This window comes from Flavobacterium sp. (assembly GCF_039932285.1).
Classification (GTDB): Bacteria; Bacteroidota; Bacteroidia; order Flavobacteriales; family Flavobacteriaceae; genus Flavobacterium.
This window is the reverse complement of sequence record NZ_JBDTQE010000024.1, coordinates 20,272-35,696: the sequence shown is the minus strand read 5'-3', so window position 1 is coordinate 35,696 and position 15,425 is coordinate 20,272. Positions and strand designations below refer to the sequence as shown.

At 31.6% G+C, this 15,425-nt stretch carries 13 protein-coding genes; 7 read left to right on the top strand and 6 right to left on the bottom strand.

What is annotated here, in order from left to right; all coding sequences use genetic code 11:
- A partial coding sequence (locus ABI549_RS06465; RefSeq protein ID WP_348075642.1) for a choice-of-anchor L domain-containing protein occupies positions 1–1,818 on the bottom strand: 1,818 nt, incomplete at its 3' end.
- Positions 1,819–2,416: 598 nt separating this feature from the next.
- Here ABI549_RS06465 and argS point away from each other — a divergent pair.
- The 7 genes from argS to ABI549_RS06430 all read left to right on the top strand — a co-directional run bounded on the left by argS (position 2,417) and on the right by ABI549_RS06430 (position 9,485).
- Complete coding sequence (gene argS, locus ABI549_RS06460; protein ID WP_348075641.1) at positions 2,417–4,192, top strand: arginine--tRNA ligase; 1,776 nt, start codon at positions 2,417–2,419, stop codon at positions 4,190–4,192.
- A gap of 51 nt (positions 4,193–4,243) precedes the next feature.
- On the top strand, positions 4,244–4,732 hold the full coding sequence (locus ABI549_RS06455) for a PAS domain-containing protein (RefSeq protein ID WP_348075640.1): 489 nt from the start codon (positions 4,244–4,246) through the stop codon (positions 4,730–4,732).
- Between the two features lie 93 nt (positions 4,733–4,825).
- A complete protein-coding gene (gene ffh / locus ABI549_RS06450; protein ID WP_348075639.1) occupies positions 4,826–6,175 on the top strand; it encodes a signal recognition particle protein in 1,350 nt (449 codons plus the stop codon).
- Between the two features lie 89 nt (positions 6,176–6,264).
- Positions 6,265–7,149: a tetrahydrofolate dehydrogenase/cyclohydrolase catalytic domain-containing protein gene (locus ABI549_RS06445; RefSeq protein WP_348075638.1), complete on the top strand. Its 885-nt coding sequence runs from the start codon at positions 6,265–6,267 to the stop codon at positions 7,147–7,149.
- Positions 7,150–7,155: 6 nt separating this feature from the next.
- The gene (locus ABI549_RS06440; RefSeq protein ID WP_348075637.1) at positions 7,156–7,650 is read left to right on the top strand and encodes a GNAT family N-acetyltransferase; all 495 of its coding nucleotides are present in this window, start codon (positions 7,156–7,158) and stop codon (positions 7,648–7,650) included.
- A 19-nt stretch (positions 7,651–7,669) separates the two neighbouring features.
- Positions 7,670–8,701, top strand: coding sequence for a tetraacyldisaccharide 4'-kinase (gene lpxK / locus ABI549_RS06435; RefSeq protein ID WP_348075636.1), 1,032 nt, complete (start codon positions 7,670–7,672; stop codon positions 8,699–8,701).
- Positions 8,673–9,485 (top strand): purine-nucleoside phosphorylase, encoded by an 813-nt coding sequence (locus ABI549_RS06430; protein WP_348075635.1) that lies wholly within the window; start codon positions 8,673–8,675, stop codon positions 9,483–9,485. The genes lpxK and ABI549_RS06430 overlap by 29 nt, the downstream gene beginning before the upstream one ends.
- Here ABI549_RS06430 and ABI549_RS06425 read toward each other — a convergent pair.
- From ABI549_RS06425 to ABI549_RS06405, 5 genes are all read right to left on the bottom strand, one after another.
- On the bottom strand, positions 9,482–11,674 hold the full coding sequence (locus ABI549_RS06425) for an ATP-binding protein (RefSeq protein WP_348075634.1): 2,193 nt from the start codon (positions 11,672–11,674) through the stop codon (positions 9,482–9,484). The two genes, ABI549_RS06430 and ABI549_RS06425, sit on opposite strands and share 4 nt — an antisense overlap.
- A gap of 35 nt (positions 11,675–11,709) precedes the next feature.
- The gene (gene gap, locus ABI549_RS06420) at positions 11,710–12,711 is read right to left on the bottom strand and encodes a type I glyceraldehyde-3-phosphate dehydrogenase (RefSeq protein WP_348075633.1); all 1,002 of its coding nucleotides are present in this window, start codon (positions 12,709–12,711) and stop codon (positions 11,710–11,712) included.
- Positions 12,704–13,573, bottom strand: a complete 870-nt coding sequence (locus ABI549_RS06415) for a cation diffusion facilitator family transporter (protein ID WP_348075632.1) — start codon at positions 13,571–13,573, stop codon at positions 12,704–12,706. Before ABI549_RS06415 ends, gap begins: the two co-directional genes overlap by 8 nt.
- An 11-nt stretch (positions 13,574–13,584) precedes the next feature.
- Positions 13,585–14,457 carry a lipoyl synthase gene (lipA, locus tag ABI549_RS06410; protein ID WP_348075631.1) on the bottom strand — a complete coding sequence of 291 codons (873 nt, stop codon included), beginning with the start codon at positions 14,455–14,457 and terminating at the stop codon, positions 13,585–13,587.
- Positions 14,458–14,602: 145 nt separating this feature from the next.
- A complete protein-coding gene (locus ABI549_RS06405; RefSeq protein ID WP_348075630.1) occupies positions 14,603–15,424 on the bottom strand; it encodes an energy transducer TonB in 822 nt (273 codons plus the stop codon).
- Position 15,425: the final 1 nt, after the last annotated feature.

Below are 15,425 nucleotides of genomic sequence, written 5' to 3'. Positions count from 1 at the left end.
AGGTGATCCTCCAGTTTCATAATAAATATAAATTATAGAATCGACGGTAATTATGTCGCCTGCATTTAGCATTGGTAAGCCTTGATTAGGACCAGAATAATAATTTCCAGGATTTATAAGTACTGGTAAAGTATAGCTTACGCAAACATACTGATTAGGGATTGCATCTAGTACTGGTTTTGGGGTAACTATTAAATTAAAACTTGTAGTGTTGAAACATATAGGATCTGTTGTATTTTGTATTCTAACAAATATTGTCGTATTTCCGGAAGATAAAGGAACAGAAGTAATAGGATTTGTTCCTGCATTTGCATCTAATGCATTTGCATAGTAAGAAACACCATATATAGTAGATGATTGCGCTCCTAAGACTCCATTTGTTTGTGAAGCCAAATTAAAATCGGCCACACCAGAACCTAATGTACTTTCGCACAAGGTCATATTTCCAGGATTGTTTGCTACAGGAGGAGGCGTAAGTGCTAATTGAAATGTTTTTGTAGAAACACAACCAGTTGCAGTATCTAAAATACGTATCCAAATGGTTTTGGGTAAGTTTCCACTAAGAACATTGTAATTATTTGGTAATGGATTACTATTTGATGTTGCGTCTGGTAAACTTGCATGATAGCTTATTTGAGTGCCAGCTACATTTACAATAGGTGTATTATAAGATAAATCGAAAGTATAATCTGGTTGTCCAGAATCACATTTGTATAAATCTAAAGGGTTTGGGGTTGTTATTGTATTATAATATTCAATATTTATAAAATCAGTTGTTACTACACAGTTGCTAGAAATTATGGTATAGGTGAGTCCATAAATTCCAGCTTGGTTTATTGTAAGGTTTGGCGTGTTTCCACCTATTGGATTTCCGTTAAATGTCCAAGCGAAAGAATAAACTAAAGGATCCAATCCTGATGTAATAGTGTGTGTGCTATTATTACAAATAGCTGTGTTGTTTGCTACAGTCAAATCTTGACCCAGAACATCTTGGCCTACATTAAAACTATTAGCCCCTAAAAATATAGCAGAGTCAGCTTGATTGTCTTGTCTATCGGCAATTACAAGTTTAATGTGATAGGTTATATTTGGAACTAATGTTGATGATGAAGCATTCATAACAACCGTTTGGCCATTAAAATTTGTTGCAGATCCAGCTGCTGCCGAACCGCCGTTGAAAGTGCCAAAATAACCAGAATTAACAGAAGGACAAGAAGAATTATATAAAAAATCACGAATTGTTACTACTGATATAGGTGTTGTGGTGCTTGGTACAACCGCAAGATTAGTAGTGCTTCCATTTGAAGTATTGGTTAGTAAAAAAGCAAAAGCATCAGAAAACTGACATTGAAAATTACCATACTCTTCTGATGCAAATAGAAATTGAAAATTAAAGTTAGAAGAAAAAGGGACAAAATCAAACTCTAAAACAGTTGCATTTGTCGAGTTCATTGTAATTCCAGCAGCTAAAAGTGTAGCTTCAAGATCAGTGTCGCCAGTCCAAGCAGCATTTCCATCATCTAGTTGCGTTGTATTTGGGCCAGGAGAGTTTAAAACATTTCCAGTAGTTAAAACCACACCACTAGTTAGTGGGAAATTTAGATTTGTATTCTGAAAATAGCCAATTCCGTTTGTAGAGCCAAATCCATTTGTATTTCCTGTTCTCCACGTAATATTAGAAATAGATACACAAGGTTTGTTTACTAAAATGTCAGTGACTAATTGGGGAACTGTATAAGTACCCGTATCTACAGTAATAGCTTGCGAAAAAGATACAATCGAAAAAATAAAAGTGATAAAGAGTAAAATTTTTTTCATATAATGAATGGATTTATGGGGCAAAAATATATAAAAAAATCGATTAAAAGTGTTTTTTATCGACAAAACGCACTATGTTAATGATTTGATAATCAATTTAATTAGAAAAAGACGATGAATGGTTTTATTTTAATTTTTAATAAAAAATTAAAATATTAATTTAATTAAAATGTTAAATTTTAATATAAATATACAATTATTTTCGTAAAAATTAATATCATTAATATAAAAAAGTATACTAAAGTCAGTAGGCTAGTTTTGACATCTAAAATAGTTTTTACTAGAAACCACTTTGACTTTCTACTATCGCTCGAGTCATAGATTTTATAATCATTTCTAATTTGTAAATTTTGAGTAAAATTTGACTAATTTTAATTACAATCTAGCATAGTCGACTTTGTTAAACCACTCAAAGCGGTATACTTATGCTATTTAAACATAAACTAAATTATTTTGTTTTTTTAGGTGCTGTAATTTGCCAAAATAATAATTTTATAGTTTGTAAAATCCTTTCCTTTATTAAGGAAATTGAGATTTTATGCTTTTGACTATTTAGAATTAAATAGTATCTTTGAACTTTTAAAAAAATAAAAATAAAATGTCACTACAAGAAATTCTAATTCCAAGTATCAAAACCGCAATTCAGGAACTTTTCGATGTTACAATCGAAAAAATTGAATTTCAATCAACAAGGAAAGAATTTGATGGTGATATTACTATGGTAATTTTTCCATTATTAAAAGTGATAAAAGGAACCCCAGTCGATTTAGGAAATAAAATTGGAAATTATCTAGTAGAAAATGTATCCGAAGTGGAAGCTTTCAATGTCGTTTCAGGATTCTTGAATATTGTAATTGGGAACGATTATTACATCAATTTCTTTAATAAAATAAAAACCAACGAACAATTTGGTTTTGTATCTCCAAGCGAAAACGAGAAAGCAATTATGGTAGAGTATTCTTCGCCAAACACTAATAAACCATTGCATTTAGGTCATGTTCGTAACAATTTGTTAGGATATTCTGTTGCCGAAATTATTAAAGCCTCGGGAAAAAAAGTATATAAAACACAAATTATCAACGATAGAGGAATACATATTTGCAAATCGATGTTGGCTTGGCAGAAGTTTGGAAATGGAGAAACTCCTGAAACTTCTGGTCTAAAAGGAGATAAATTGGTTGGTAAATATTATGTTGCCTTTGATAAAACTTACAAAACAGAAATTAATGAATTAATATCGCAAGGAAAAACCGAAGAAGAAGCTAAAAAACAAGCACCAATTATCTTGGAAGCCCAGCAAATGCTACTCGATTGGGAAGCTGGAAAACCAGAAGTAATTGCACTTTGGAAAACCATGAACCAATGGGTTTATGATGGTTTTGCAACTACATACAAAAATTTAGGAGTCAATTTCGATTCTTATTATTACGAAAGCAACACCTATTTGTTAGGAAAAGAAGTAGTTCAAATAGGATTAGATAAAGGTATTTTCGAAAAAGATCCAGATGGTTCAGTTTGGATAGATTTGACAGAAGATGGTTTAGATCGTAAAATTGTACTTCGTTCCGACGGAACAGCAGTTTATATGACACAAGACATAGGAACGGCGATTCAGCGTGTTAAAGATTTTTCAGATATTGGTGGAATGGTTTACACCGTGGGTAATGAGCAAGATTATCACTTTAAAGTTTTGTTTTTAATACTAAAAAAACTAGGATTCGACTGGGCTTCAAGCTTATATCATTTGTCATACGGAATGGTAGAATTGCCTTCTGGGAAAATGAAATCACGTGAAGGAACAGTTGTCGATGCTGATGATTTGATGGAAGAAATGACTGAAACTGCTCAAAAATTATCTGAAGATTTAGGAAAATTAGAAGACTATTCTGAAGAAGAAAAAGCTACATTGTATAAAACTATTGGTTTGGGGGCGCTAAAATATTATATGCTTAAAGTAGATCCGAAAAAATCGATGATGTTTAATCCTGAAGAATCAGTAGATTTTGCAGGAAATACAGGTCCTTTTATTCAATATACTTATGCTCGTATTCAATCTATATTGCGAAAAGCAAATTTTGATACAACAGTTACAATTTCGACTGAATTGCATCCAAAAGAAAAAGAATTAATTAAACAAATAGAAATGTATCCTGAGGTAATTCAGAGTGCAGCTGCCAATCATAGTCCAGCGCTAATAGCTAATTATACTTATGATTTAGTAAAAGAATACAATTCGTTTTATCAAACCGTTTCTATTCTTGGTGAAGAAAATCATGACAAAAAAGTATTTAGAGTTCAATTGTCTAAAAAAGTCAGTGATACTATAAAAACAGCTTTCAAACTTTTAGGGATTGAAGTTCCTGAAAGAATGTAATATCGACTTATAATTTTTTTGCACGGATAAACTTTTTAAAATTAGAAATCTATGTTTCAAGAATATGATAAAGCTTTCGCAAAATATCGAAATGGTTTAAAAATAATTCCTCTTCCAATTATTTGTTGGGATTTCCATAATTTTAAAAATTTAGAATTACTAAGTTTCGATTCTGTTCAGAAAGAATGGAGCGAAAAAGTAAGTTTTCTAAAAATTGTAAATAATGATAAGAAAGACATCATTGTAACCGATAAAAATTTCAAAATTATTTTTGCTACAAAAAGTATTTTTTCAATGACAGGTTATCATTCTGAAGAAATTATTGGAAAATCTCCTAAAATATTTCAAGGAATTTTAACTTCAGAAATTGCAAGAACTAAAATTAGAAAAGCAATAAGTAACAAATTACCTTTTAAAGAGTTAATTGTAAATCATAGAAAAGACGGCTCTACTTATTTATGCGAAATCGAGGCACTTCCGAAATTTAATAAAAATGGAGAATTTTTAAATTATATTGCTTTCGAAAGAATAGCATCGTAAATAACTTACTTAAAAAAGTAACCATTTATTTTTGATAATCTTTGATATAATCCACTTCAAATTCTTAAATTTGCGACATCAAAATAAAAAATCATGTTCAATAGTTTAAGCGAAAAGCTAGATAAAGCCTTCCATATATTAAAAGGTCACGGAAAAATCACAGAAGTAAACGTAGCAGATACGCTAAAAGAAGTGCGTCGCGCCTTACTTGATGCCGATGTTAACTTCAAAATCGCAAAAGATTTTACTACCAAAGTAAAAGAAAAAGCAATAGGTGCAGACGTTTTAACAACCTTACAACCTGGACAATTATTAGTTAAGATTGTAAAAGACGAACTAACGGAACTTATGGGTGGCGATGTAGCAGGAATTAACCTTTCTGGAACACCAACTGTGATTTTAATGTCGGGATTACAAGGTTCAGGAAAAACTACTTTTTCTGGAAAGTTAGCTAATTTTCTAAAAACTAAAAAGAATAAAAAACCATTATTGGTAGCTTGTGATATTTACCGTCCTGCGGCAATTAATCAGTTGCATGTAGTTGGAGAACAAATAGGCGTTGAGGTATATTCTGAGCCAGAAAACAAAAATCCAGTCGATATTGCGCAAAATGCAATCAAACACGCTAAAGCAAATGGATTTAATGTAGTTATTATAGATACTGCAGGTCGTTTAGCTGTCGATGAAGAAATGATGGCAGAAATTTCTCGTGTTCATAAAGCAATTCAACCTCAAGAAACCTTGTTTGTTGTCGATGCTATGACAGGACAAGATGCAGTAAATACAGCAAAAGCTTTTAATGACATTTTAAATTTCGACGGTGTAATTCTTACTAAATTAGATGGTGATACACGTGGTGGAGCTGCTATTTCGATAAAATCGGTAGTAAACAAACCAATCAAATTCGTAGGAACTGGCGAAAAAATGGATGCTATCGATGTGTTCTATCCAGAACGTATGGCAGAACGTATTCTTGGTATGGGTGATGTTGTGTCGCTTGTAGAAAGAGCACAAGAGCAATATGATGAAGAAGAAGCGAGAAAAATTCAGAAGAAAATTGCTAAAAATGAATTTGGTTTCGATGATTTCTTATCTCAAATCCAACAAGTGAAGAAAATGGGTAACATGAAAGATCTTGTGGGTATGATACCTGGAGCTGGAAAAGCTTTAAAAGATGTTGAGATTGAAGATGATGCTTTCAAGCATATAGAAGCCATAATTTATTCGATGACACCAACCGAAAGGAGTAAGCCAGCAATAATCGATGTGAAACGAAAAACTAGAATTGCAAAAGGAGCTGGAAGAAAGTTAGAAGAAGTTAATCAATTGATGAAGCAGTTTGACCAAATGAGTAAAATGATGAAAATGATGCAAGGTCCAGGCGGAAAAAATATGATGAAAATGATGAGCGGAATGAAAGGCGGAATGCCAGGAATGAAATAACAATTAGTCAGAAAGTCGAAAGTTAGAAAGTCATAAAGACTGCTGACTTTCGACTTTCGGTTTTAATACCAAACACACAAACACACACAATGATTCTACTAGACGGAAAAAAAACAGCACAAGACATTAAAATCGAAATTACAGCCGAAGTTAATAAAATGAAAGCCAACGGAGAAAAAGTACCACACCTAGCCGCAGTAATTGTGGGTAGCGATGGTGCAAGTTTAACTTACGTAGGTAGCAAAGTAAAAGCATGCGAATTAGTAGGATTCGAATCGACATTGGTAAAAATGCCAAGCACCACTTCAGAAACCGAATTGCTTAAAAAGATTAAGGAATTAAATCAGAATGACGATATCGATGGGTTTATTGTGCAATTGCCATTGCCAGAACAAATAGACACACAAAAGGTACTAATGGCTATCGATCCAAGTAAAGATGTAGATGGTTTTCATCCCGAAAATTTTGGAAAAATGGCACTCGATATGACTACATTTATTCCAGCAACGCCATTCGGAATTCTCGAATTATTAGAACGTTACGGAGTAGAAACAAAAGGGAAACATACTGTAGTTATTGGTCGTAGCCACATTGTAGGTCGTCCTATGAGTATCTTGATGGGAAGAAAAGGTTTTCCTGGAAATTCGACAGTGACACTAACACATAGTTACACAAAAAATATTGCACAAATTACTACACAAGCCGATATTATAATTTCAGCATTAGGTGTTCCTAATTATCTTAAGGCAGAAATGGTTAAGGATGGCGCAGTTATTATCGACGTAGGAATTACTAGAGTTCCAGACGAAACAAATGACAAAGGATATGTAATTACGGGCGATGTCGATTTCGAAAATGTTTCTAAAAAAGCATCTTATATCACACCAGTTCCTGGAGGAGTTGGTCCTATGACTATTGCAATGTTGCTAAAAAATACTTTGTTAGCAAGAGAACAACGAAAAGGAAATAATTAATTTTTTATGAAGATTTCTGTTGCAACAAAATCTCAATTAGAGATTGTCAAAAGTTTAGCTTATAAAATCTGGCCAAGTACTTATGGCAAAATTCTTTCGGAAGAACAACTGGATTTTATGTTGGATAAGTTTTATAATTTAGATTATCTCGAAAATCAATTAATAAATGAAAATCAAGTTTTTTTATTAATCGAAGAAAATAATAAATATTTGGGCTTTTGCGCGTATGAATTAAATTGTGAATCTTCAAACAAGACTAAATTGCACAAAATTTACGTTTTGCCAGAAACACAAGGTAAAGGAATAGGTAAAGTATTATTGAATGAAGTCGAAAAATTAGCTTCAGAAAACAATAATTCAGCACTTTTTCTAAATGTAAACCGATACAATAATGCACAAGAATTCTACAAAAAACAAGGATATTCGATAACTAAAACTATTGATATCGAAATTGGAAACGGTTATTTGATGGAAGATTTTGTGATGGAGAAAACTTTATAAATAATCGTATATTCGTAAAATGAATTTCCTGCGAAAAATACTATTTCCATTTGCCATTTTATATGGTTTTATAACTGGTATTCGTAATTTTCTTTTCGATTGTGGGATTCTAAAATCCTATTCTTTTCCGGTTCCAGTTATTGCGGTAGGGAATCTAAGTGTTGGTGGCACAGGAAAAACACCACAAATAGAATATCTAATCAGATTGTTATCTAATAAATACAAGATTGCTACTTTAAGTCGAGGCTATAAGCGAAAATCGGAAGGTTTTATTTTGGCAAATTCAACTTCGAATGCAGAAATTCTAGGTGATGAGCCATTTCAGTTTTACAAGAAATTTCCAAATATTCAAGTTGCTGTCGATGCCAATCGCAAAAACGGAATCGAGCAATTACTTTCATTATCTACCAAACCAGATATAATTTTATTAGACGATGCTTTTCAACACAGAAAAGTGAAGGCAGGATTTTATATACTACTTACCGCGTATAATGATTTGTTTACCAATGATTTTATGTTACCCACGGGTAATCTTAGGGAAAGTAGGAGTGGAGCAAAAAGAGCCAATATGATAATTGTCACTAAATGTCCCAGAGATATTTCTGAACTTGCACAAAATGAAATAAAAAGATCTCTCCTTCGTCGAAATAACAATCAAGTGGAAGTTTTTTTTACGTTCATAGATTATGATGATAAAATATATTCAAACAGTAAAACATTGAATGTAAATGATATAAAAACTGTTGATAAATTACTTGTCGCAGGAATTGCTAAACCTGAATCCTTTTTTGCATATTTGCAATCCGAAAATGACGAATGTTTAGTTTATCCGGATCATCATCATTTTTCAGAAAAAGATATTTTAGAAATTAAAGAAAAAGCAAAAAATAAAATCATTATTACTACCGAAAAAGACTTTGTTCGTTTAAGCGAAAAGTTACCAAGTGAATCTCTTTTTTATTTACCAATAAAAAGTTCATTTGTAAATAGCGGAGATGATTTTGATAAAAAAATTATAAATTATGTGGGAACAAGTACAAGAAACCGTTGATTTTATTGCAAATAAAACTAATTTTTCACCAGAATATGGCGTTATTTTAGGATCAGGCTTAGGTAATTTTACCGATGATATCGATGTAGAGTTTATTTTACCCTATTCAGAAATTCCAAATTTTCCAGTTTCTACAGTTGAAGGACATAAAGGAGCTTTAGTTTTCGGAACAATTCACGGAAAAAAAGTTGTGGCCATGCAAGGACGTTTCCATTTTTATGAAGGTTATGATATGAAACAAGTAACTTTTCCTGTTCGCGTAATGAAACATCTTGGAGTTGAAAAACTAATTGTTTCTAATGCATCTGGAGGTGTAAATCATAATTATAAAGTAGGTTCTATTGTAGTTATTAAAGATCATATTAATATGATGCCAGAGCATCCGCTTCGTGGAAAAAATGACGAACGTTTTGGACCTCGATTTGTAAACATGAGTGAGCCATATAGCCGTAAAATGATGGCTAAAGCAAAAGAAATTGCTGCCGATTTAGATATTAAAATAGAAGAAGGTGTTTATCTTGGCCTGCAAGGTCCAACTTTTGAAACGCTTTCAGAATATAGAATGGTAAAAATTCTTGGAGCAGATTGTGTAGGAATGAGTACGGTTCCTGAAGTTATTGTAGCAAGTCATATGGGTTTAGAAACTTTCGGAATCTCTGTAATTACTGATATGGGTAATGAGGAAAGTATTGATACAATTACACATGCCGAAGTGCTTGAAGCTGCTCAAAAAGCAGAACCACATGTTCGCAGTTTGATAAAAGAGTTAATTATACAATATTAGTTTTGTATTAATAAATTAGTCTCAATTACTTTATAAAAATTATCTGGATTAAATGGTTTTGTAATAACGTCATTCATACCGTAAGAAAGTAACATTTCCCTATTTTCATTTAAAGAAATTGCTGTTAGAGCTATAATTGGGGTAGTTGTATTAAATTTTCTAATCTCGGCAGTTGCAATAGTTCCATTTATTCCAGGCAAATGGACATCCATAAGGATTAAATGGTAATTGTTGTTCTGCATTTTACTAATAGCATCTTCACCAGTTTCACAAATTTCACAACGCATTTTCTTTTTTTCAAGAAATTTTTTTGTAATCATTTGATTAATTTTATTGTCCTCAACTAATAAAATATTTTTGTTCACAAATATTTTTTCATCTATAATATTGTTAATTGTAGAAAGGATGATTTGTTCTCCAATTTTGAAACTTAAATTAAAGGTGAAAGTAGAGCCAACTCCAATTTCACTATCAACTGATATTTTTCCTTTCATTAATAGAACTAGTCTTTTTACGATTGTAAGACCAAGACCTGTTCCTCCATATTTTCGATTAATTTCTACAGAACCTTGAGAAAAACTTTCAAAAATAGATTCTTGTTTGTCTTTTGGAATTCCTATACCTGTATCTTGAATTTCGAACTTTATTCTACAAATGTTACCATCTTTATTTATAAGTTTAGTATTTACAGTAATAAACCCGTTTAGCGTAAATTTTAGCGCATTGTTTATCAGATTTATAAATATTTGAGATAATTTAGTAGGATCTCCTATTAAAATCTCGGGAACATCATCATCTATATTTAATCTGAAATCATTGTTATTTTGACTTGCTTGCTCTTTTAGTGAATTTTGAATATTATTTAGGAGTTCTCTTAAGTTAAAGCTTATGTTTTCGATCTCAATATTATCAGATTCAACTCTATTTATCTCTAGAATTTCATTTATATAAGTAAGTAAATAATTTCCTGAAAATTTTAATGATTTTAAATATTCTATTTGACTTGCTTTTGGTTTATCTTCCAATAAAATATGAGAAATTCCATTAATTGCATTAAGTGGTGTTCTTAATTCGTGGCTTACTGTCGATAAGAATTCGGCACGAGCTTTTGATGCTTTTTCTATTCTTTCTTTTGCAATTTCTAGCTCACTGTTTTTATCCCGAAGCAAATCGTTTGATTTATTCCTGATAATATTATTTTTATACAAAGACAAGCTTAATAGAGAAAGTATCGTGATTAATGCTACACTTAAAATGTTAATTAGTTTAGAAAATTTACTTGATTTCTCTTGTTGTCTTTTTTCTTTATCTAATTTTTCTAAAGATCGCATCATATCATCGACCTTAAAACGTTCTGTTATTAATTTCTTATTGCTATGTTCGGATTGAGAATCTACGGAATCTTTTAATTGTGTGTATATTTTTAAAAAAGCAAGTGAATTATTCGTTTGCTTCATATTATCATATACTTCGCTCAATTTTTTACTGATTTTTATTTGTTGAATAATGTTTTTGTTATCAATACTCAATTCATAACCTCTATTTAAATAATTTAGAGCAAGATTATTTATTTTTTGATTTGCTTTTATTTGTCCCAGTTGATATAATGCTTCAGACTGTAAATTGAAAGTATCTTTTCCTATTGGAAGATGTGAGATTTGTAAAAATATATTTTCTGCCTGATTAATTTCTTTTTTTTCTAAATACATAAGCCCTTTTTGTAGGTTTACCATATTTATTGCATTAGATAAATTGATGCTTTCGTATACTGAGTTTGCTTTTTCAAAATAAGATTCAGCCTTGCTAAAATTCTCTTTTTGCATATAACACAAACCTAAGTTATAGTAAGATAAAGCTAATTTAGAGTTAACTTCTACTGTATTTAAGATCGAAACAGTTCGTAATAAATTCTCAATAGCGAGATCGTATTTTTTTATATCAATATAAACTGTAGCAAGACTAAAATATCCATTTGATAAAGCATCTATGCTATTTGTTTTTTGACCAAAAACTATCGATTTGTTTGCATTTTCTAGCGCCTTGTCGAAAATTCTATTGTTTTTATAAAAATTAGCTTTTTCTGTATAAAAAAAGGAACTGTCTGTTTTATACACTATTTTTTCTCCGTCTTTTGAGAAAACAGAAATATTAAAAAAACAAAGTGAAATTAATAATAAATGTCTAAACATTTTTTTTATTTAGTAAAAGGACTGTCTAAAAGTAATTATTTTTTGTTAATAAGTGAAATTAAATTAATAATTCTACTAGAATAGCCTATTTCGTTGTCATACCAACCTACAACTTTAACCATTTTGTCTATTACAGAAGTAAGTTGTGCATCGAATAAACAAGAATTTGTATTTCCTATAATATCTACCGAGACAATAGGGTCTTCGGTATAATCAAGAATTCCTTTCAACTCATTTTCAGATGCAATTTTGAAAGCAAGATTTATTTCTTCAATTGATACTTCCCTTTTTACATTAAAAGTAATATCAGTGAGTGAACCGTCCGGAACTGGGACACGAATACCACAGCCCCCAATTTTTCCTTCTAGTTCGGGAAATATTTTTGTTAATGCTTTGGCTGCACCAGTTGTTGTAGGTACTATCGATTGACTTGCACCACGTGCTCTTCTTAAATCTTTGTGTGGTTGATCATGTAAACTCTGATCGGTAGTGTAGGAGTGAATAGTTGTAATATAAGCTTGTTCTATACCACATAATTCCTGAATGACTTTTATCATTGGTGCAGCATTGTTTGTAGTACAGCTCGCGTTAGAGATTATTTTTTCTGTTCCGTCAAGAATATGATCATTTACACCAAGAACCACAGTTTTTATATTTTCTACTTCGGCTGGAGCCGATAGGATTACTTTTTTTGCACCTGCTAAAATATGTGCATTTATATCGTCGAAAGTTTTGTGTTTTCCGGTACTTTCTATAACAAAATCAATATTTAAAGATTTCCAATTTAATTTTGAAATGTCTTTTTCGTGAAAAAATAAATACGGTTTTTCATCTACTAAAATCGAAGATTCATCGAACGAAACATTTGATGGTAAAACACCATGAATACTGTCGTATTTTAACAAATGAGCCATGGTTCTATTGTCGGCAATGTCATTTATAGCAACAACTTCAATTGTAGGATGGTTTAATAATAATCGAAATAGATTCCTACCAATTCTTCCAAAACCGTTTATAGATATTTTTATTTTACTCATTAGGTTCAATATGTATTAATACGTGACCTAATTGAGGTATTTGTTCACGTAAAGTGTCTTTTAGTTTATGGGCAATATCATGTCCTTCTTTTACAGAAATATTTGCATTTACAATGGCATGTAGATCTACATGATATTTCATGCCTGCTTTTCGGATAAAGCATTTTTCAGTATCTATTAATCCGTCAACCTTATGGGATACTTGTCTAATATCTAATATGAGGTCATCATATAAATGTTCGTCCATAATTTCACCAAGTGCTGGTCTAAATATCAAATAACTGTTATATAATATAAATCCTGAAGCAAAAAGTGCAGCCCAATCATCTGCAGATTCATACCCTTTTCCTAAAAGTAAAGCGATTGATATGCCAATAAAAGCAGCTACTGAGGTTATAGCGTCGCTTCTATGGTGCCATGCATCGGCTTTTAGTGAAGAACTGTTTGTTTCCTCCCCCTTTTTCATAACCAATCTAAAAGATATTTCTTTCCATATAATGATAAAAAAAAGAATAATTAGTGTCCATGGTTTTGGTAAATTATGAGGGGTTCCAATATTTGAAATACTTTCGTAAGCAATAATGGTGGCAGAAGTAATTAGAAAACCAACTACTAGAAAAGTGATGAGTGGCTCAGCTCTTCCGTGGCCATAAGGGTGATTGTCATCTGCGGGTCTATTAGAATATTTTATACCAAATAAAACTAGAAATGATGAAAAAATATCGGTTGTAGATTCAATGGCATCAGCAATTAAAGCATAGGAATTTCCAAAAAAACCGGCTAATCCTTTTATGATGGCGAGTGAGGCATTTCCAATTAAGCTAAAATAGGTTGCTTTTATCGCAGATTCTTCGTGGGTCATTTTTTTTGTGATTATAGAATATGTTTCTGCGCATGATACGAAGAACGTACTAATGGTCCGCTTTCTACGTGACGAAACCCCATTTCTTTACCTAGAATTTCATATTTTTCGAATTGTTCAGGTGTTATAAACTCCTTTACAGGTAAGTGTTTTTTACTAGGTTGTAAGTACTGACCGATGGTTACAATATCAACATTTGCCTCACGCAAATCTTTCATAGTCTGTATGACTTCTTCTTCGGTTTCACCTAGTCCAAGCATAATTCCAGACTTTGTTCTGCGAATACCTTTGGCTTTCAAATAACGTAAAACTTCTAGACTTTTGTCATATTTGGCTTGGATTCTAACTTCACGAGTTAGCCTGCGAACGGTTTCTACATTGTGCGAAACAACTTCTGGATTGGCTTCTACAATTCGATCTAAATTTCTTTCTACACCTTGAAAATCAGGGATTAATGTTTCTAGTGTAGTTTCAGGATTCATCCGTCTAATTGCTTTTACGGTTTCAATCCAAATTATTGACCCCATATCTTTTAGATCATCTCTATCTACACTGGTAATTACAGCGTGTTTGATGTTCATTATTTTTATAGAACGAGCTACTTTTTCTGGTTCATCCCAATCGACAGTTTCTGGACGACCAGTTTTTACACCACAAAATCCACAAGAACGAGTGCAAATATTTCCTAAAATCATAAACGTAGCAGTTCCTTCTCCCCAGCATTCTCCCATGTTTGGACAACTTCCGGAGGTGCAAATGGTATTTAGTTTGTATTTATCTACAAGACCACGCAACTCAGTATATTTTTGACCAATTGGTAATTTTACTTTTAGCCATTTTGGTTTTCCTACAGGAAGAATATTAGAATCTAGAACAGTTTCCATAAAATGTAATTTTTTGCAATGCAAAGATACTAATTGTAGTTTGTTTGTGGATTCGTTTATTGGTTAATTTGATTTTTTTGATAATAAAAAAGTACACTAAATTTTTTTCAGTGTACTTTATAAATGTTTAATGAAGCTTTATGTTTTAATTTGACTGTATTTTTACCATAATTGGTAAAGAATAAGATGTTCTAACTGGTTTTCCTTTGTATATTCCAGGTTCCCACTTTGTTTTTATAGATTTTAGTACACGAATGGCTTCTAAATCTAAACCAAAACCTGGGTTTTTAGGAACGGTTATATTAGATATGCTTCCGTCTCTTTCGACTACGAAATAAACTAATATTTTTATTGTTTTTTCTTCATCAAGTTCTGGTGTTACGAATTTTTTACCAACCGTTTTTAAGAATTCATTTATTCCGCCAGGGAAGTTAGGGTTTTTGTCTAAAATTGCTGGTGAGAAAGGTTCGTTTGTAGGCTGTTCTTCAGGAATACTTTTTACTACTCCAGTATTTGTATTTCCAGTTTCAGGATTGGTTTCAGTTCCAGTTGATGCTGTGTTTGTAGCGTTAGTTTTTCCAACATCTTCTGGCTTAGTGAAATCAATATCTGGCGCTTTTGTAGCCTCAACAATTTTAGTATTTGCTAAATCTCTCGATTCTATTGGTTTTTGTGCTTCACTTTTTAATTTGGGTAATTCTTTTTTTAATTCCTCTTTCTTAAAAACTACTTCTGTAACATGAAGCACAGCATCTGGTGCTAATGGTTTTGCAATTGGTTTATCAGTAAATGAACTTAATAAAATAGGCAATAGTACAATTCCAGTAATTAATACAATCGCACTAATAAAAGCTTTCATTGTTGTTTTTCCGTCTTCTTGACGCATTTTGTACGCTCCGTACTCTTTGTTTTTTCCTTCAAAAACCAACTCTAACCATTCGTTTTTGTTAATGTTTAATTTTGACATA